The sequence below is a fragment of the Xanthomonas hydrangeae genome (assembly GCF_032697525.1).
In the GTDB taxonomy this organism is placed as follows: Bacteria; Pseudomonadota; Gammaproteobacteria; order Xanthomonadales; family Xanthomonadaceae; genus Xanthomonas; species Xanthomonas hydrangeae.
In genome coordinates, this window is sequence record NZ_CP103836.1 from 3,376,418 (window position 1) to 3,394,206 (window position 17,789).

14 protein-coding genes and 8 tRNA genes are annotated in these 17,789 nt (G+C 62.4%); 18 read left to right on the forward strand and 4 right to left on the reverse strand.

From position 1 onward, the window contains the following. Nucleotides 1-142 precede the first annotated feature (142 nt). From grxC to NYR97_RS14410, 3 genes are all read left to right on the forward strand, one after another. Nucleotides 143-451 carry a glutaredoxin 3 gene (gene grxC / locus NYR97_RS14400; RefSeq protein WP_205392254.1) on the forward strand — a complete coding sequence of 103 codons (309 nt, stop codon included), beginning with the start codon at nucleotides 143-145 and terminating at the stop codon, nucleotides 449-451. After that, a complete protein-coding gene (locus NYR97_RS14405) occupies nucleotides 448-843 on the forward strand; it encodes a carboxymuconolactone decarboxylase family protein (RefSeq protein WP_316694070.1) in 396 nt (131 codons plus the stop codon). Before grxC ends, NYR97_RS14405 begins: the two co-directional genes overlap by 4 nt. Before the next feature lie 371 nt (nucleotides 844-1,214). Then, complete coding sequence (locus NYR97_RS14410; RefSeq protein WP_104538379.1) at nucleotides 1,215-2,222, forward strand: isocitrate dehydrogenase; 1,008 nt, start codon at nucleotides 1,215-1,217, stop codon at nucleotides 2,220-2,222. Nucleotides 2,223-2,370: 148 nt separating this feature from the next. Here NYR97_RS14410 and NYR97_RS14415 read toward each other — a convergent pair whose 3' ends face one another. Further along, a complete protein-coding gene (locus NYR97_RS14415) occupies nucleotides 2,371-3,132 on the reverse strand; it encodes a Bax inhibitor-1/YccA family protein (RefSeq protein ID WP_023902870.1) in 762 nt (253 codons plus the stop codon). Between the two features lie 152 nt (nucleotides 3,133-3,284). Between NYR97_RS14415 and NYR97_RS14420 the strand changes: the two genes are divergently transcribed. The 5 genes from NYR97_RS14420 (at nucleotide 3,285) to NYR97_RS14440 (ending at nucleotide 4,435) form a co-directional block, all read left to right on the forward strand. Beyond that, a tRNA-Pro gene (locus NYR97_RS14420) sits at nucleotides 3,285-3,361 on the forward strand. Between the two features lie 42 nt (nucleotides 3,362-3,403). Then, nucleotides 3,404-3,480: transfer RNA gene (locus NYR97_RS14425), tRNA-Arg, on the forward strand. A gap of 32 nt (nucleotides 3,481-3,512) precedes the next feature. Next, nucleotides 3,513-3,589, forward strand: a tRNA-His gene (locus NYR97_RS14430). Nucleotides 3,590-3,673: 84 nt separating this feature from the next. Next, a tRNA-Lys gene (locus NYR97_RS14435) sits at nucleotides 3,674-3,749 on the forward strand. 314 nt (nucleotides 3,750-4,063) lie between these two features. Next, on the forward strand, nucleotides 4,064-4,435 hold the full coding sequence (locus NYR97_RS14440) for a hypothetical protein (RefSeq protein ID WP_316694076.1): 372 nt from the start codon (nucleotides 4,064-4,066) through the stop codon (nucleotides 4,433-4,435). A 4-nt stretch (nucleotides 4,436-4,439) separates the two neighbouring features. On the opposite strand, the gene NYR97_RS14445 is transcribed toward NYR97_RS14440, so the two are convergent. Further along, complete coding sequence (locus NYR97_RS14445; protein WP_316694077.1) at nucleotides 4,440-5,735, reverse strand: PAS domain-containing sensor histidine kinase; 1,296 nt, start codon at nucleotides 5,733-5,735, stop codon at nucleotides 4,440-4,442. 288 nt (nucleotides 5,736-6,023) lie between these two features. Between NYR97_RS14445 and NYR97_RS14450 the strand changes: the two genes are divergently transcribed. The 10 genes from NYR97_RS14450 to NYR97_RS14495 all read left to right on the forward strand — a co-directional run bounded on the left by NYR97_RS14450 (nucleotide 6,024) and on the right by NYR97_RS14495 (nucleotide 15,417). Further along, nucleotides 6,024-6,108: transfer RNA gene (locus NYR97_RS14450), tRNA-Leu, on the forward strand. 203 nt (nucleotides 6,109-6,311) lie between these two features. Next, nucleotides 6,312-7,607 carry a trigger factor gene (gene tig, locus NYR97_RS14455; RefSeq protein WP_316694078.1) on the forward strand — a complete coding sequence of 432 codons (1,296 nt, stop codon included), beginning with the start codon at nucleotides 6,312-6,314 and terminating at the stop codon, nucleotides 7,605-7,607. 171 nt (nucleotides 7,608-7,778) lie between these two features. Then, entirely contained in the window at nucleotides 7,779-8,405 is a 627-nt protein-coding gene (gene clpP / locus NYR97_RS14460; protein WP_023902875.1) for an ATP-dependent Clp endopeptidase proteolytic subunit ClpP, read from the forward strand. Nucleotides 8,406-8,529: 124 nt separating this feature from the next. Further along, entirely contained in the window at nucleotides 8,530-9,816 is a 1,287-nt protein-coding gene (clpX, locus tag NYR97_RS14465) for an ATP-dependent Clp protease ATP-binding subunit ClpX (protein WP_006451747.1), read from the forward strand. A 143-nt stretch (nucleotides 9,817-9,959) separates the two neighbouring features. Beyond that, complete coding sequence (gene lon, locus NYR97_RS14470) at nucleotides 9,960-12,431, forward strand: endopeptidase La (RefSeq protein ID WP_316694082.1); 2,472 nt, start codon at nucleotides 9,960-9,962, stop codon at nucleotides 12,429-12,431. Nucleotides 12,432-12,645: 214 nt separating this feature from the next. Then, the gene (locus NYR97_RS14475) at nucleotides 12,646-12,918 is read left to right on the forward strand and encodes an HU family DNA-binding protein (RefSeq protein WP_006451749.1); all 273 of its coding nucleotides are present in this window, start codon (nucleotides 12,646-12,648) and stop codon (nucleotides 12,916-12,918) included. 11 nt (nucleotides 12,919-12,929) lie between these two features. Further along, nucleotides 12,930-13,004: transfer RNA gene (locus tag NYR97_RS14480), tRNA-Val, on the forward strand. 28 nt (nucleotides 13,005-13,032) lie between these two features. Next, nucleotides 13,033-13,109 (forward strand) — tRNA-Asp (locus NYR97_RS14485). A 94-nt stretch (nucleotides 13,110-13,203) separates the two neighbouring features. Further along, a tRNA-Asp gene (locus tag NYR97_RS14490) sits at nucleotides 13,204-13,280 on the forward strand. Nucleotides 13,281-13,446: 166 nt separating this feature from the next. Next, the gene (locus NYR97_RS14495) at nucleotides 13,447-15,417 is read left to right on the forward strand and encodes a peptidyl-prolyl cis-trans isomerase (protein ID WP_316694085.1); all 1,971 of its coding nucleotides are present in this window, start codon (nucleotides 13,447-13,449) and stop codon (nucleotides 15,415-15,417) included. Between the two features lie 427 nt (nucleotides 15,418-15,844). Here the strand turns inward: NYR97_RS14495 and NYR97_RS14500 are convergent, their stop codons facing one another. Both NYR97_RS14500 and gloB read right to left on the reverse strand, forming a co-directional pair. After that, entirely contained in the window at nucleotides 15,845-17,023 is a 1,179-nt protein-coding gene (locus NYR97_RS14500; protein WP_316694087.1) for a lytic transglycosylase domain-containing protein, read from the reverse strand. Then, nucleotides 17,020-17,787, reverse strand: a complete 768-nt coding sequence (gene gloB / locus NYR97_RS14505) for a hydroxyacylglutathione hydrolase (protein ID WP_316694089.1) — start codon at nucleotides 17,785-17,787, stop codon at nucleotides 17,020-17,022. Before gloB ends, NYR97_RS14500 begins: the two co-directional genes overlap by 4 nt. Nucleotides 17,788-17,789 lie beyond the last annotated feature (2 nt).

The following is a 17,789-nucleotide window of genomic DNA, read 5'->3' on the forward strand; positions in this document are numbered from 1 at the left end:
CTCCCAGGTGATGCGCGGAGCATGCGGGCAGCGCGGCGCAATGGCGTGAATCGACAGTTAATCCACAGTGTTGCGGTGACGACATGGAAATTCCAGTCGCCCGGTACCATTGTCAGACCTCAGACCAACCACGGAGTTTCCCGTGAGCCAAGACCTTAACGTGCAGGATGCGGCCACCGGCCCGCAGATCACCCTGTATTCCTCCGCGATCTGCCCGTACTGCGTGGCGGCCAAGAATTTCCTCAAGAGCAAGGGCCGGACCTGGACCGAGGTACGTATCGACCTGGACCCGGCCGAGCGCAACAAGATGGTCGCGCTGGCCAAGCGCACCAGCGTGCCGCAAATCTTCGTCGGCGACGTCCATGTGGGCGGCTACGACGACATGATGGCCATGCACCGGGCCGGCAAGCTCGAGCCATTGCTGGCCGGCACCGCAGGCGGCCAGGCATGAGTGAGCATGAGGGCAGCAGCGACGATCGTCTGCGCGAGTTCACCGAATTTCGCCAGCGCATGAACCAGCGCATCCTGGCCGAGCCCAACCAGGTGGTGCGCCGGTTCTTTGCGCTGGACACCCAGACCTACCAGGCCGGCGCGCTGGACGTGAAGACCAAGGAGCTGCTCGGTCTGGTCGCCTCGATGGTGCTGCGTTGCGACGACTGCATCAGCTACCACGTCGCCCAGTGCAAGGAGGCCGGCGTGACCCGCGAAGAGTTCTTCGAGACCTTCTCGGTCGGCCTGGTGGTCGGTGGCTCCATCGTCATCCCGCATCTGCGGCGCGCGGTGGATTTCCTCGACCAGCTCGAAGGCGGCGCCCAGGCACCGGCGCAGCACGCGCACGATTGATGCGCCAAGGGGGGGGGCGGGAGTGGTGATTCGGGATTCGTAAAAGCGGGCGCGCGCGTGCTGCCATAGTCGGCGGCACTGATTTTGTGCGCTCTGGTCGTCCGGTGCCGGCCGTAGGCTAGGGCAGTGCGTCCAGAGCGCCTCCACACGCTGGGTCTTAGTGCACCTGGAGGCTGCGGATGCGCACTGCCGTTGTCTGATGCCACTGACTGCACCGGGTTTCCGCAGCAGTCATCCGGGCCGCTCTTAGACCAAGGTCGGTTTGGGCGCCTTCACCGGCATCGGGCATAATTGCCTGTGAAACCTCCTTGCGCCGCTCTGCCGGGTATTGCGGCTGGCGCTCCCCCCTTCAAGTTCGGAAACCCAACGTTATGACGCAGACAATCACGGTCATCCGCGGCGACGGTATTGGCCCGGAGATCATGGATGCCACGCTGTTCGTGCTCGACGCGCTGCAAGCTGGCCTGACCTACGAGTACGCCGACGCTGGCCTGGTCGCGCTGGAAAAGCACGGCGATCTGCTGCCCGAGTCCACCCTGGCTTCGATCACCAAGAACAAGGTGGCGCTGAAGAGCCCGCTGACCACGCCGGTCGGCGAAGGTTTCAGCTCGATCAACGTGGCCATGCGTCGCAAGTTCGACCTGTATGCCAACGTGCGTCCGGCCAAGTCGTTCCCCAACACCAAGTCGCGTTTCGCCGATGGCGTGGACCTGATCACGGTGCGCGAGAACACCGAGGGCGCCTACCTGAGCGAAGGCCAGACCGTGTCCGAGGATGGCGAGACCGCGTTCTCCGGCGCCCGCGTCACCCGCAAGGGCTCCGAGCGCATCGTGCGCTATGCCTTCGACCTCGCCCGCGCCACCGGCCGCAAGAAGGTCACCGCGGTGCACAAGGCCAACATCATCAAGTCGACCTCGGGCCTGTTCCTGAAGGTGGCACGTGACGTGGCGACGCAGTACCCGGAAATCGAATTCCAGGAAATGATCGTCGACAACACCTGCATGCAGCTGGTGATGCGTCCGGAACAGTTCGACATCATCGTGACCACCAACCTGTTCGGCGACATCATCTCTGACCTGTGCGCCGGTCTGGTCGGCGGCCTGGGCCTGGCCCCGGGCGCCAATATCGGTGTGGACGCGGCGATCTTCGAGGCCGTGCACGGCTCGGCGCCTGACATCGCAGGGCAGGGCAAGGCCAACCCGTGCGCGCTGCTGCTGGGCGCGGCGCAGATGCTGGACCACATCGGTCAGCCGCAGAACGCCGAGCGCCTGCGCGAAGCCATCGTGGCCACGCTGGAAGCCAAGGACGCGCTGACCCCCGATCTGGGCGGCACCGGCAACACCATGGGCTTCGCCAAGGCGATCGCCAGCCGCCTCTAAGCGCACTGGCAAATCCGCACAAAAAGTAAAGGGCGCCTAGGGCGCCCTTTACTTTTTGTGCGGGTCAGATTACTTGAAGCCAGTGTCAGGCCATCAAGCGCGGGAAATCGCTGTTGCGATTCCCCAATTCCGATTCCCCATTCCCCGCTTAATTGCGCGACTGCAGCTTCGACAACAAGCGCAGGAACTCGATGTACAGCCACACCAGCGTCACCATCAGGCCGAATGCGCCGTACCACTCCATGTGCTTGGGAGCGCCCTGTTCCACACCGCTTTCGATGAAGTCGAAGTCCAGCACCAGATTCAGTGCCGCCACCACCACCACGAACAGGCTGAAGCCGATGCCGATCAGCCCCGAGTCGTGGATGAACGGAATACGCACGCCGAACAAACCCAGCACGATGGTCGCCAGATACACCAGCGCAATGCCGCCGGTGGCCGCAACCACGCCCAGCTTGAAGTTCTCGGTGGCCTTGATCAGTCCACTGCGGTAGGCAAACAGCAGCGCGAACATCGTGCCGAAGGTCAGCAGTACCGCCTGGAACACGATGCCGTTGAAGCGCGCCTCGTACACCGCCGAAATCGAGCCAAGAAAGAAGCCTTCCACCAGCGCATACAACGGCGCGGTGATCGGTGCCCAGGTCGGCTTGAAGCTGGTCGCCAGTGCGAACACCAGCCCGCCGATGGCGCCGGCAATCATGTACAGCTTGGCTGCAGGCAATGGCATGCCATCGGCACCGATCGACTGCGACCAGGCGAAGGCGGCGGTGAGTACGGCCATCAACAACAACGCACCGGTCTTGTTGACGGTACCGTTGAGGGTCATCGCCTGGCCGTCGCGGGTGACCACCGAGCCGGAGCCAAGGTCGAGGAATGTGGATTCCCGAAGGGCAGGGTTGCCGCTACGCATGCGTGTTCTCCATGAAATGTAGGTGCTCGCCATGGTGGTGAGCGTTGTCGCGAGGATACCGGATCGGCGAATTGACGCAGAGTGATTGACAGCGAGGCCAATCGTTCCCAAAATAGCCGACCTTTCCAGCCTTCGGGATTGAAAGGTCCCGCCGGGGTATAGCGCAGTCTGGTAGCGCGCCTGCTTTGGGAGCAGGATGTCGGGGGTTCGAATCCCTCTACCCCGACCATTCCGAGCTTCTTGCGGCGTGGGAATGCAACGTTCGGTCCGGGCGCCCGTAGCTCAACCGGATAGAGCACCGGCCTTCTAAGCCGGCGGTTACAGGTTCGAGTCCTGTCGGGCGCGCCATCGGCGGTGCGGTAGGAAGTAGGTTTTCAGTGGTGGCTGTAGCTCAGCTGGTTAGAGTACTGGATTGTGATTCCAGATGTCGGGGGTTCGAGTCCCCTCAGCCACCCCACTGATTGCAGGAAATGTTGGACCCGACGCATTGCGGGGTGTTGCAACGAAGCAAAAACGCACATACAATGTGCGACCAGTTTCAGGGCCGTTAGCTCAGTTGGTAGAGCAGTTGACTCTTAATCAATAGGTCCAAGGTTCGAATCCTTGACGGCCCACCAAATAAAAGCACTTAGGCAAACACCTAGGTGCTTTTCTTTTTCCCGGCACTGGAAACAAGAAGAGACGTCTCAGGGCAGGAGCTGCCCGAGTGGTTGGCTTGCAGCGGATTCTGCTGCTGTGTCTGTTCAGCAGTTGCCTGATCAAGCTTGTTGCTTGGCCGGCGCGAAGTTTGCGTGCATCGGATGCCTGGTGATCTTTGGCCTGCAGCCTAGGCTGGCAAATTCAAATTAGGCGTGATGTGTCCAGAGCAACGCGGCGCTCGATCCTCTAGCAGGTCGCGATCTTTGCAGTGGTCGGTCCTCCGCTAGGCGGAGTGTTGGGCTTTCTGCAGTGGGCGCGGTTCGATAGCGAGACTGCTTTTCTGATCGCAGGCTTGTCCTACGTTCTGGTGTTGCCGGTGATTGCTGCCGCTGGTGCGGGATTGATGTGCGCGTTGATGTGCCGTCGTCTGTACCGCGAGCGTGGGCCAAACCCCTTTGCCCAGGTCGTAATCGGCGCGCTGAGCGGCCTGATTTCGGCTGGGTTGGTCGTGTTGCTCACAGCGGTCGTTGGCGGCTGGTCCATGGGCTCGGATCGCGATCTGATCCTGGCCTTGGTGCGAAGCGGGCTATGGGGCGGCGGCACCTGCGCATTGCTTGCGTGGCTCTTCAGGTCACGCTTGTCGCGAACAACTATAACCGCGTAGCCGCTCAGGGCGATGCAGCCAGCTCGGACGTCTGGCTTCGTTGCATACGCGGAAACGCCAGCAAGAAGCGCGCACCTTTGCCGGGAGCCGAACTCACTTCGACAAAGCCACCGGCCTGGCGCACCGCGCTATACACCTGCGTCAAGCCAAGCCCGGCACCTTTGCCTGCGTCCTTGGTAGTGAAATAGGCTTCGAATAACCGCGATTGCACACCTGCATCCATGCCATGTCCGCTATCGGCAACGGTGATGGTGACGTAATGCCCGCCCGGTTTGCTCAGGCTCGCGTCCTCGGCCGCCACGACGGTGTCGCCGGTTTCGATACGGATGGTGTCCCCGCTCTTGCAGGCATCGCGGGAGTTGATCACCAGATTCAGGATCGCGCGCTCCACCGTATGGCGATCGACCATGGCGCAGCATCCGCCTTCGCTGGTGCGCAACTGCAATTGCAACTCGGCGCCGATCACCTGTTCCAGCAATGGGCTCAGCTGTTCGGCCAATGCGGCAAGATCCACCGCTTCCGGGCTGTACGGATACTGGCGCGAAAATCCGACCAGCCGCTGCGCCATGACCGAGCCATGTTGAAGCGCCGCGTCGGCCACGCTCAGCAGCCTGGCATCGTGCGCATCGATCCTTGCGCGCTGTACGACCAGGTCGATGGCCGATGTCGCCGCCTGCAGTACGTTGTTCAAGTCGTGAACGACGCCTGCCAGCAATTGGCCGACCGCTTCGCCTTTCTGTGCCTGCTCGGAAATTTTCTCGGCCGCTCCCTGTGCGGCGCGCGCAATGTCCAGATCGCCTTCGATGCGCTCCTGCCGGTCGCGTAGGGTATGCAGTTCGGTCGACAGCGAATTTTCGCGCGCACGCGCCAGCATCAAGGCGCCGGTGGAAAACTCGCGCTCGGCCTTCAGCATGGAATCCAGTGTGTGGAACGCCGCCTCCAGTGCCCTGCGGTCGGAGATGTTCTTGCTCACAGCAAGAATCGCCTCGACGTTGCCAAAGGCGTCGAACAGCGGGCTGGTGACCACCTGCCAGGTCTGACGCACGCCGGCAAAATTCACGCAGGCCGCCTCGAACTCCTGGATCAGGCCGTTCGTCGATCCGGCGATCGCCGCATCGACCAGGTCGACCGCCTCGGGTGGCCACAGGTCGCGCCATGGCTGCGAGATGAGCTGGTCGGGATGGCTGACGCCGAGTCCGGCCAGCCCATTGACGTTGATTGCCGTGATCCGCCCATCGAGGTCGATCTCTTTGATGCAATCGCGGGACAGTGCCACGATCTGGCGATATCGGTCTCTCATCGCGACTGCTGCCTCACTCATCTAGATTTAACGGAATTTTCGCAAATCCTACCTTTACCGTGTACGAGTAAAAGTACGAGGCTTCGATCGCTGCGACGATGCAAAGTTTAACGGTTCACCTCGCTTGCCGGGAAAGCTGCATCCGCGATAGCTTGAATGACCGCCTGCGAAAGCCTGCGGGTTGGCTTCAAGCCTATTGGGCTTAAGCCTATTGAAGGTGCGCCGCGGCATCACGACGCTTTTTCTTTCCCGGCATCCCTGCAACAATGCGCGGGCAAGCGCAGCATCGCGAAAGTGGCGGAATTGGTAGACGCACCAGATTTAGGTTCTGACGCCGCAAGGCGTGGGGGTTCGAGTCCCCCCTTTCGCACCAATGCAGTGCGGCCGTGAGTGCTCCGGCCGCTGCATGATCCGCAAAACCGGTTGTCCAGACTCGATCGACGCGGTTGTGCGCATTCCGCTGGCAGCGGCAGCCGTTATCGGCGAAACTACAAGGCTCGGCGGCTTTCTCGCCATCCGTCAACCCGCATCTTCCATCTCGTGCCGACGCTTGTGCTGTCGGTGGCAGGAGTCAACATGCAAGCATCGATCGAATCCACCGGCAATCTGGAACGCCGCCTGACCTTCACCCTGCCGCAGGAGCGTCTGGAGACGCACGTCGGTGGCCGCCTGCGCGAGATCGCGCGGACCGCGCGCATCAAGGGGTTCCGCCCCGGCAAGGTGCCCGCCAAGGTCATCGAGCAGCGTTTCGGTCAGCAGGTGCGTGCCGAGGCAATGGATGGTTTGCTGCGTGAGACCTTCGATTCGGCCGTGCGCGAGCATGCGCTGCGCCTGGCAGGCAATCCGCGGATCGACAAGGCCGGCGAGAGCGATTTCGATTTCGTCGCCACCTTTGAAGTGGTGCCGGACTTCGGCGACATCGATGTGACCACGCTGTCGGTGGTGCGCCATACCGCCGAGGTGACCGACGCCGACATCGACCAGATGATCGAAAACCTGCGTCTGCAGCGTCGCACCTGGAACCCGGTCGAGCGTGGTGCCCAGGTCGGTGACTTGGTGGCGCTGGAGACCTGGTCGCAGGCCGGTGACGAGCGTCTGCCCGCTGAAGGCGTGGAGACCGGCAGCAGCGTGCTGGGCTCGGGCGTGATGTTCGATCAGATCGAAAAGGGCCTGGAAGGTCTGGCCAAGGGCGAAGACAAGGCCCTGACCATCGACTTCCCGGCCGAGTGGCGCGTGCCACAGCTGGCTGGCAAGACCGTGCAGGTGCACGTCAAGGCGGTCGAAGTGTCCGAGCCGGTATTGCCGGTGGTGGACAAGGAGTTCATCAAGAGCTTCGGCGTGAAGAGTGGCGATGCCGAGCAGTTCCGCGCCGACATCCGTACCAACCTGGAGCGCGAGCTCAAGGGCGCGCTAATGAATCGTCTGCGGCGCGAAGTGGGCGAGCAGCTGATCGCCGCCTATGCGCATGTGGAAATGCCGCCGCGTCTGGTCGAGAACGAAGCGCGTTCGATGCTGGCCCAGCAGGTCGAGCAGGTCCGCCGTAGCGGCCGCAACCCGGGCGAGATCCCGGCCGATGCCCATCAGGGTTTCATGGACGCGGCAGCCAAGCGCGTACTGGTCGGTCTGCTGGTGGGCGAGGTGGCCCGCCGTAACGAGCTGCGTCTGGAATCCAAGCGCGTCAGCGAAACGCTGCGTCTGATCGCCTCGACCTACGAAGAACCGGAACAGGTCATTGAGATGTACCGCAACGACCCCCAATTGATGGGTGGACTGCAGAGCCGTGTCATGGAAGAGCAGGTGATCGACTGGATCGCCGAGCGCGCCCAGCACACCGACCAGCCGATGTCGTTCCAGGATGCGATCCGGCAATAAACGCGAGTCCCTCGCAAGAGCCCGCACATCCGTGTGCGGGGATTCAAAATACGAGTCCCTCGCAGGCGTCCGCACCTCCACATGCGGGGCCTCCAAAATGCGAGTCCCTCGCAAGAGCCCGCACATCCATGTGCGGGGATTCAACTAATAGACACAGGAGATTCCCCTCGCGTGGACAATGTAACTAGAGCCTTGAACCTCGTCCCGATGGTGGTCGAACAGACCAGCCGCGGCGAGCGTGCGTACGACATCTACTCGCGTCTGCTGAAGGAGCGTCTGATTTTCCTGGTCGGTCCGATCGACGACCACATGGCCAACGTGATCGTGGCGCAGCTGCTGTTCCTGGAAGCGGATAACCCGGAAAAGGACATCAGCATCTACATCAACTCGCCCGGTGGCGTGGTCACCGCCGGTATGGCGATCTACGACACCATGCAGTACATCAAGCCGGACGTGAGCACCATCTGCGTCGGCCAGGCCGCATCGATGGGCGCGCTGCTGCTGGCATCGGGCGCGGCCGGCAAGCGCTATGCGCTGCCGAACTCGCGCGTGATGATCCATCAGCCGCTGGGCGGCTTCCAGGGTCAGGCAACCGATATCGACATCCATGCGCGCGAGATCCTGACGCTGCGTTCGCGCTTGAACGAGATCCTGGCCAAGCACACCGGCCAGTCGCTGGAAACCATCGGGCGCGATACCGAGCGCGACAATTTCAAGAGCGCGGTCGATGCGCAGGCCTATGGCCTGGTCGATCAGGTGCTGGAGCGTCGTCCGGAAGAGTCGATCCAGCCGTCCTGATCGCCAGATGCCTGAAATTGCAGGAAAAACGGCAGGGTCGGGCTGGACGGATGTCCTCTCGGCCCTGTGCTATTCTCGAAATCGAACCCCCGTGCATCGGGTGGGGTAACTGGGTAACAGAAGCATGAGCGAAGACCGCCAAGGTCGTTCCGGCGACAGCAACAAGATTCTCTACTGCTCGTTCTGCGGTAAGAGTCAGCATGAAGTCCGCAAGCTGATTGCCGGTCCCAGCGTATTCATCTGCGATGAGTGCGTTGAGCTGTGCAACGACATCATCCGCGAGGAACTCGAAGAGAAGGCGCAGTCGGCACGTTCCAGCTTGCCCAAGCCGCGCGAGATCCTCGAGGTGCTGGATCAATACGTGATCGGGCAGCTGCGCGCCAAGCGCACACTCGCCGTGGCGGTGTACAACCACTACAAGCGTATCGAGAGCCGCAGCAAGAACGACGAAGTCGAGCTGGCGAAATCCAATATCCTGCTGGTCGGTCCGACCGGCTCGGGCAAGACGCTGCTGGCCGAAACCCTGGCGCGCCTGCTCAATGTGCCGTTCACCATCGCCGATGCCACCACGCTGACCGAAGCCGGCTATGTCGGCGAGGACGTGGAAAACATCATCCAGAAGCTGCTGCAGAAGTGCGACTACGACGTCGAAAAGGCCCAGCAGGGCATCGTCTACATCGATGAAATCGACAAGATTTCGCGCAAGAGCGAGAACCCGTCGATCACCCGCGACGTGTCCGGCGAAGGCGTGCAGCAGGCGCTGCTGAAGCTGATCGAAGGCACGGTTGCCTCGGTGCCGCCGCAGGGCGGGCGCAAGCATCCGCAGCAGGAATTTCTGCAGGTCGACACCAAGAACATCCTGTTCATCTGCGGCGGCGCGTTTGCCGGCCTGGACAAGGTGATTCAGCAGCGGTCCAACGATGCTGGCGGCATTGGCTTCGGTGCCAAGGTCAAGAGCAGCGAGCGCAAGCAGGAAGTCGGCAAGATCCTGGCCGAAGTCGAGCCGGAAGATCTGATCAAGTTTGGCCTGATCCCCGAGTTCGTCGGCCGCCTGCCGGTGGTCGCCACGCTCGAGGAGCTGGACGAGCCGGCGCTGATCAAGATCCTGACCGAGCCCAAGAACGCCATCACCAAGCAGTTCAAGAAGCTGTTCGATATGGAAGGTGTGGAGCTGGAATTCCGCCCCGATGCCCTGTCTGCGATCGCCAAGAAGGCGCTCAAGCGCAAGACCGGCGCGCGCGGTCTGCGCACCATCGTCGAATCGGTGCTGCTGGATACGATGTACGAGCTGCCGTCGCAGGAAAATGTCAGCAAGGTGGTGGTGGACGAGTCGGTCATCGAGCACAAGTCCGAGCCGTATCTGATCTACCAGGCGCAACCGGCTCCGGCCAAGGCAGCGTCCGGCGACTGAGGCCCGATGCCGCCTCGCCAGGCCTCGGCCTCGCTCGCGGATAAAGGGTTTCCGACCGCTACTTGCAAGACCTCGCCGATGGCCCCATAACGGGGCCATCGGCTTTTTTTACGCCCTATTTCCCGATTCCAGCGGAGCGCCCCATGGCCCAGTCCCAACCAGAAGTTCTCGATCTGCCAGTGTTGCCGCTGCGCGACGTGGTGGTGTTTCCGCACATGGTGATTCCGCTGTTCGTCGGCCGCGACAAGTCGATGCGCGCGCTGGAAAAAGCCATGGAGGCCGACAAGCGCATCCTGCTGGTCGCGCAGAAGTCGGCTGAGACCGACGACCCGACCGCAACCGATCTCTATACCGTCGGCACGCTGGCGCAGGTGTTGCAGTTGCTCAAGCTGCCCGATGGCACCATCAAGGTGCTGGTCGAAGGGCTGTCGCGGGTCACCGTCGACAAGGTCGTCGAGTTGGACGGCGCGCTGCAGGGGCAGGGCATCGAAGTCGAAGCCAGCGATGCGCGCGAGCCGCGCGAACTTGAGGCGATCGCGCGATCGCTGATGTCGTTGTTCGAGCAATACGTCAAGACCAATCGCAAGCTGCCGCCGGAGTTGTTGCAGACCCTGGCCGGTATCGATGAGCCGGGCCGTCTGGCCGACACCATTGCCGCGCATATTGGCGTGCGTCTTGCCGACAAGCAGCGCCTGTTGGAGATCACCGAAATCGGCGAGCGCCTGGAGTTGCTGGTCGGCCTGGTGGACGGTGAGATCGATGTGCAGCAGCTGGAAAAGCGCATCCGCGGCCGCGTCAAGTCGCAAATGGAGAAGAGCCAGCGCGAGTACTACCTCAACGAACAGATGAAGGCGATCCAGAAGGAGCTGGGCGATCTGGATGACGCGCCGGGCGAACTGGAAGAAATCGCCCGCAAGATCGCCGAGGCGGGCATGCCCAAGCCGGTCGAGACCAAGGCAAAGGCCGAGCTCAACAAGCTCAAGCAGATGTCGCCGATGTCCGCCGAGGCGGCCGTGGTGCGCAACTATCTGGACTGGTTGTTGGGTGTGCCGTGGAAGAAGCGTTCCAAGGTGCGCAAGGATCTGAAGGCTGCGCAGGACACGCTGGACGCCGATCACTACGGTCTGGACAAGGTCAAGGAACGCATCCTCGAGTACCTGGCCGTGCAGTCGCGCGTGAAGCAGATGAAGGGGCCGATCCTGTGCCTGGTGGGGCCGCCCGGCGTGGGCAAGACCTCGCTCGGGCAGTCGATCGCCAAGGCGACCAACCGCAAGTTCGTGCGCATGAGCCTGGGCGGTATCCGCGACGAAGCCGAGATCCGTGGCCATCGCCGCACCTATGTGGGGTCGATGCCGGGCCGGCTGGTGCAGAACCTCAACAAGGTGGGCAGCAAGAATCCGCTGTTCCTGCTCGATGAGATCGACAAGATGTCGATGGATTTCCGTGGCGACCCGTCGGCGGCGTTGCTGGAAGTACTCGATCCCGAACAGAACAATTCCTTCAACGACCACTATCTGGAAGTCGATCTGGATCTGTCGGAGGTGATGTTCGTCGCCACCTCCAACTCGCTCAACATCCCCGGTCCGTTGCTGGACCGCATGGAAGTGATCCGCATCCCCGGCTATACCGAGGACGAGAAGCTCAACATCGCCATGCGCTATCTGGTGCCCAAGCAGATCAAGGCCAACGGCTTGAAGCCGGAAGAGATCGAGATCGGCAGCGACGCGATCCAGGACATCGTGCGCTATTACACGCGCGAATCGGGTGTGCGTAACCTCGAGCGCGAAGTCGCCAAGATCTGCCGCAAGGTGGTCAAGGAAATCGCGCTTGCCGGTCCGCAGCCGGCGGCGAAAAAGCTCGTCGCCAAGAAGGGCAAGCCCAAGGCCCTGGTCGTTGTGAACTCGAAGAATCTCGACAAGTACCTGGGTGTGCGCCGCTTTGATTTCGGGCGCGCCGAAGAAGAGAACGAGATCGGCCTGGTCACCGGTCTGGCATGGACCGAAGTCGGCGGCGAGTTGCTGCAGGTCGAATCCACACTGGTGCCGGGTAAGGGCAATCTGATCCTCACCGGTCAGCTCGGCAACGTCATGAAGGAATCGGCATCGGCTGCGTTGTCGGTGGTGCGTTCGCGCGCCGAGCGACTCGGCATCGATGTGGACTTCCTGCAGAAGCAGGACGTGCACGTGCACGTGCCCGATGGCGCCACACCGAAGGACGGTCCCAGCGCAGGTATCGCGATGGTGACCTCGCTGGTGTCGGTGCTCACCAAGGTGCCGATCCGCGCCGATGTGGCGATGACCGGCGAGATCACCTTGCGTGGTCGTGTTTCGGCGATCGGTGGGTTGAAGGAGAAGTTGCTGGCTGCCTTGCGCGGCGGCATCCGCACCGTGTTGATCCCAGACGAGAATCGAAAGGATCTTGCCGACATTCCTGCCAACGTGACGCGCGATCTGAAGATCGTGCCGGTCAAGTGGATCGACGAAGTGCTGGATCTTGCACTGGAACGTCCGCTGGCACCAAAGAAGGCGGGCAAGGAGAAGGCCCGCAAGGCCGCCTCGCGCGTCGCTGTGCGCGGCAAGTCCCGCACTACTCCGGGTACCCGCGTCAAGCATTAAGAGCGCTTGTCTAAACCCAGGCAAAACAAGCCAAAACCCGCGTCGTTATTGGGTTTTGGCTTGCGTGCGGTTGGGGGCGCTGGTATAAATGCACGACTCGTGGGCGCGGCAAATTGTGATGCGTCACGCGATACCACTTGTGTCGGGTTCTTCGCTAACGGCAAGAGCGCCGATTGTCGATTCCGCGGCATCTGCCGCAAAGGGAGTTTCAAGAATGAATAAAACCGAATTGATCGATGGCGTTGCCGCTGCCGCTGACATCTCCAAGGCTGAAGCTGGCCGTGCTGTCGACGCGGTTGTGAGCGAAATCACCAAGGCACTGAAGAAGGGCGAAGCCGTCACCCTCGTCGGCTTTGGCACCTTCCAGGTCCGCGAGCGCGCTGAGCGCACCGGCCGCAATCCGAAGACCGGCGACAGCATCAAGATCGCGGCTTCGAAGAATCCTGCGTTCAAGGCTGGCAAAGCCCTGAAGGATGCAGTAAACTAATCGACTCGCTAGGGTGCTTAGCTCAGCGGTAGAGCGTCTCCCTTACACGGAGAGGGTCGGGGGTTCGAAACCCTCAGCACCCACCATTAAGCACCAGGCAAACGTTTCAAGTGCGGAGCGGTAGTTCAGCTGGTTAGAATGCTGGCCTGTCACGCCGGAGGTCGCGGGTTCGAGTCCCGTCCGCTCCGCCAGTTACACCCGAAGCCCCTGAGCAATTGGGGGCTTCGTTTTCTCCACAGCATTCGCGTTGCGAATGATGCGGAGAGAGAAGTCCAAGTTTAAAGCGGAGCGGTAGTTCAGCTGGTTAGAATGCTGGCCTGTCACGCCGGAGGTCGCGGGTTCGAGTCCCGTCCGCTCCGCCAGTTATACGAAAGCCCTCGGCCTTTGCGCCGGGGGCTTTTTTTTGCAGCATTGCCCGAGGTTACGCGTTTAATAGCGCATCGCGGCCGATGGCGTGGAGCATTGGGCTGGGTGCTCGGCGCCAAGCGCGTTACACTGCGCGGCTCGCCCACAGGCCGTGATTTGCCAATGCTGCAGAAACTTCGCGACAAGACGTCAGGCTGGATCGCTACCGCCATCCTGGGGTTGCTGATGATTCCGTTCCTGTTCGTCATCGACAACAGCTACCTCGGCGGCATTGGCGCCAACAACGTGGCCAAGGTGCAGGCGCCGCCAACGTGGTGGAAATCGGCACCTTCCTGGTGGCCGGTGTCGCTGCTGTGGCAGCACCATGAAATCAGCACGCAGGATTTCCGCGCACGCTTCGAGCAGGCGCGTATGCAGGAGCGTCAGCGCCAGGGCGAGAATTTCGACCCGCGTACGTTCGAATCCCGCGAAAACAAGCTGCAGGTGCTCGATCAACTGGTTGACGAGCAAGTCGTGCGTCTGGGCGCCGAAGATGCCGGCATCGTGATCGGCGATGCGACGGTGCGCGATTACATCACCGGCATTCAGGCGTTCCAGGTCGATGGCAAATTCAGCCCCGACCAGTACCGCGCCGCACTCGCACAAGGCACGCCACCGCGCACGCCGGCGCAGTTCGATGCATTGGTGCGCGACAGCTTGCAGCAGTCGGTGATTCCGCAGGCGATTGCCGAGTCGGGCTTTGCGACCAAGGCCGAGTTCGAGCGCCTGCTCAAGCTGATGGGCGAAACGCGCGACGTGGAGCTGGCAATGCTGCCGCCACCGGCCGCCGATACCGCGCCGGTCAGCGATGCGCAGATCAAGCAGTGGTACGACGGGCATACGCAGGATTTCCGTCAGCCGGAGACCGTGACGATCGAGTACGTGGAGATCAATGCGGCCAAGTTGCCGCCGGCAACCGCCGCCGACGAGGCGACCTTGCGCAAGCGCTATGAAGAAGAAAAGGGCCGCTTTGTCGAGCCGGACCAGCGTCTGACTTCGCACATCCTGATCAGCGCTGGCAGCGACCCCGCCGCGCAGAAGGCTGCCGAAGCGAAGGCGGCCAAGCTCGCCGCAGAAGCCAAGCAGCCGGGCGCCGATTTCGCTGCATTGGCGAAGGCCAACTCGCAGGATCCGGGCTCCAAGGGCGCTGGTGGCGATCTGGGTTGGGTCGAGAAGGGCACGATGGTCAAGCCGTTCGAAGACGCGTTGTTCGCAATGAAGGCTGGCGATGTGGTCGGCCCGATCAAGAGCGAGTTCGGTTACCACGTGATCCAGCTGCGCGAGGTCAAGGGCGGCCAGGGCAAGTCGTTCGAGCAGGTGCGCGATCAGCTCGCTGCCGAGCAGCTCAAGGCCGATGCCGACAAGGCGTTTGCCGATGTGAGCGGCAAGTTGGTGGATCAGGTCTACAAGAATCCCACCGCGTTGGAGCCAGCGGCCAAGCAGGTCGGTCTGCCGGTGCAGACGCTGGGCCCGTTCTCGCGTGCCGATGCCAGTGGGATCGCCGCCAATCCTGCGGTGCTGCGTTCGGCATTCTCCGAGACGCTGGTGCAGGACGGCACGGTGAGCGACCCGATCACCATTGCGCCGAATCACAGTGTGGTGTTGCGCGTGACCAATCACAGCGCCGAGCAGGCGTTGCCGTTGGACAAGGTGCGCGATAAGGTGATTGCGGCGATCCATGCCGACCGCACCGAGAAGGCGGCGGCTGCTGCTGCCGATGCCCTGTTGGCGCGTGTGCAGAAGGGCGAAACGTTGCAGGCGCTGGCGGCCAGCGAGAAGCTGCAGGTGCAGCCGATCCCGGGCCTGCCGCGCACCGCGCCGATCCCGACACCGGCGGCAAACCGTGCCATCTTCAGCGCGCCGCGCCCGACCGAAGGCAAGCCGTCGGTGGGCAAGGTGGAGCTGGACGGCGGGCGCTTTGCGGTCTTCGTCATCGCCAAGGCCACGCCAGGCGACCTGAAGCAGATGCCGGCCGAGCAGCAGACCATGCTGCGTGAGCAGTTGAGCCAGATCGACGGGAATAACGCGGCGCAGGCGTACGTCAAGGAAATGCGCAAGCGCTACAAGATCCAGATCGAGGAGGCGCAGCTGTAGGGCTGCCTTCTTAAGCTGGTGAAGACGAGAAAGCCTGGGTGACCGGGCTTTTTCTTTGGTGTATCTGTGCCATGCCGTGAGGGCTGAGGCCTTGTAGGTGCGTTTGACGTACTCGGCCGATGTCTTCGGCATCGATGTGGTATCTGATTTTTCAAGAGCGCCGGAAAGCTGGTCTCCAAATCAGCCCAAACCACGACCTGCGCGCGCAGCAGGCACGTGCTTTGCAATCGATTGAGTGGGGTGGCCCACTGTCATTTCAACATGCCTGCTGTGTCGCCGGCAGTTTCGCCCGAGCATTCAAGCGCGCAGCAACTGCAACGCCATGCAGTCCCTGATTACGCTGATGCTGGCTGTCTAGAACGTCATGCGAGCGACGGTGGCAGGCGCGATATCGCTGCGGACCAAGTGGACCAATACGTAGGTTGGCTTAAGGCCTGTCGTCGAACGACAACACCATGCCCGGCTTCAGCACCGCACGCTTGTCCAGCCCATTGCTGGCGAGCAACGTCGCCACAGTCACGCCGTAGCGGCGCGCAATGGCCCAGGCGGACTCGCCGTTACGCACCGTATGCGTACGCGCTTGCGCGTTCGACGTCCTGGCAGTCGTGGCGACCACCGTAGGCGCGGCATCGTTGGTCTCGGCAATCCTGCCCACATCAGCGGATGCGACGACGGCACCGGCCGAGCCTGGCTGCGCTGCTGCGACTGGGGCAAGTACATGCACACCACTTGGCGCAGCACGTGCGCTGGCCAATGCCGGATTCAGCCGGGCGAGCAGCTGCGGCTCGATGGCGCGCTGTCCGGCCCAGGCGTTGAGGCTGGTGCCAACGGGCAATGCGTGTTCGGTCAGTACCGGAACCGGGCGGTCGAGCGAGGTCAGCAAGTTGCCTTGCTGTTGCGCGTGGTCGAGCACACAGGCGAGCGCGTGCAGCTTTTCCACATACTCGTAGGTGACCTTGGACATGCCGGGCAGCTCGGACGGACGCGCGTTCTGCGCATTCATGCCGGCCGTGCGCATCGCCTGCAGCACACGATACTCGCCAGCGTTGTAGGCCATCAGCGCCAGGCGCCAATCGCCGCCGAACATGCCGTAAAGCGTCTTGAGATAACGCACCGCAGCGGTGGTGGAATCCACTGCCGAGAGGCGGCCGTCGTATTGCGCGTCAACCGGCACATGGTGGTTGCGCGCAGTGGTGGCGATGAACTGCCACAAGCCGGCCGGCCCGCTGCCATTGCGGGCGCCCGGGCGGTAGCCGCTTTCCACAAAAGGAATCAGCGCAAACTCGGTCGGCATGTCGGCCTTGCGCAGCTCGTCGACCACGTAGCCGAACAGCGGCAGGACATCTTGTGCATCGTCGGCCAGGCGGGCTGGTGCACGCGAGAAGTGCTGTTCCCAACGCGTGTCGCTGTGCTCGCTATCGCAGCCTGGATCTGCACGCCCGTCCAGAAACGACGAAAAGATGTCCTGACCATTGCGCAGGCTGGGTGCGGCTGGCGGCGTCGTCGCGCTGGCTGCGGGTGTGGGGCGGCTTGCGTCGACGGGCGATGCGGCTGCCGGTGCGATGGCCGCACAGGCGGCCAACGCTGCCAAAAGCAAGCGCCTCATGCGCGAAATTCGTCTTTCCAGCGCCGAAGTTCGGCGAAAACATCTACATCAGAGGAAAGTGCGCCAGATGCGCGCGCTGCGACTGCGGCGCGAATCTCGGGACTGCTGGTACGGAGAAAAGGGTTGGTGGCCAGTTCACTCTTGAGCGAAATCGGCAGGGTAGGACGGGCTGCTTGACGCATGGCCTGGGCTTCCTGTTGACGGCGCTGCAAGGCAGCGTTGGTGGGATCGACGTGCAGCGCGAAGGACGCGTTGGCCAACGTATATTCGTGGCCGCAACACACAAGCGTTTCGCCAGGCAAAGAGGCCAGGCGCTGCAACGAGTCGAACATCTGAGGAGCGGTACCTTCGAACATCCGCCCACAGCCTAGGCTGAACAGCGTATCACCGCTGAACAGATGCTCGTCGGTGACAAAGGCGATGTGGCTGCGGGTGTGGCCCGGTACCTCGAGCACTTCAAAGCCCAGGCCAAGCAGAGTCAAACGCTCGCCTTGTCCAACCTGGCGGGCATCGGCGGGACTGCGTTCGTCGGCAGGGCCGAACAGTTCCAGGTCCGGCCAGCGCTGCTGCAATGCCGCCACGCCGCCGATGTGGTCGGCATGGTGGTGGGTGAGCAACACGGCGCTGGGAGTGAATCCTTCGCGCTCCGCCGCAGTGAATACGGGCTCTGCCTGACCGGGGTCGACGATGACAGCGCGGCCATCCACAGCGACCAGCGCCCAGATGTAGTTGTCTTCGAATGCGGGCAGGGCGGTCAGTCGCATAG

Excerpts from the sequence above, each read along its gene's own strand:
- gloB (WP_316694089.1), bottom strand. The coding sequence starts at position 17,787 with ATGCGACTGACCGCCCTGCCCGCATTCGAAGACAACTACATCTGGGCG.
- NYR97_RS14410 (WP_104538379.1), top strand. The coding sequence starts at position 1,215 with ATGACGCAGACAATCACGGTCATCCGCGGCGACGGTATTGGCCCGGAG.
- NYR97_RS14500 (WP_316694087.1), bottom strand. The coding sequence starts at position 17,023 with ATGAGGCGCTTGCTTTTGGCAGCGTTGGCCGCCTGTGCGGCCATCGCA.
- lon (WP_316694082.1), top strand. The coding sequence starts at position 9,960 with ATGGCCCAGTCCCAACCAGAAGTTCTCGATCTGCCAGTGTTGCCGCTG.
- NYR97_RS14415 (WP_023902870.1), bottom strand. The coding sequence starts at position 3,132 with ATGCGTAGCGGCAACCCTGCCCTTCGGGAATCCACATTCCTCGACCTT.
- NYR97_RS14445 (WP_316694077.1), bottom strand. The coding sequence starts at position 5,735 with ATGAGAGACCGATATCGCCAGATCGTGGCACTGTCCCGCGATTGCATC.
- clpX (WP_006451747.1), top strand. The coding sequence starts at position 8,530 with ATGAGCGAAGACCGCCAAGGTCGTTCCGGCGACAGCAACAAGATTCTC.
- tig (WP_316694078.1), top strand. The coding sequence starts at position 6,312 with ATGCAAGCATCGATCGAATCCACCGGCAATCTGGAACGCCGCCTGACC.
- NYR97_RS14405 (WP_316694070.1), top strand. The coding sequence starts at position 448 with ATGAGTGAGCATGAGGGCAGCAGCGACGATCGTCTGCGCGAGTTCACC.
- NYR97_RS14475 (WP_006451749.1), top strand. The coding sequence starts at position 12,646 with ATGAATAAAACCGAATTGATCGATGGCGTTGCCGCTGCCGCTGACATC.
- NYR97_RS14495 (WP_316694085.1), top strand. The coding sequence starts at position 13,447 with ATGCTGCAGAAACTTCGCGACAAGACGTCAGGCTGGATCGCTACCGCC.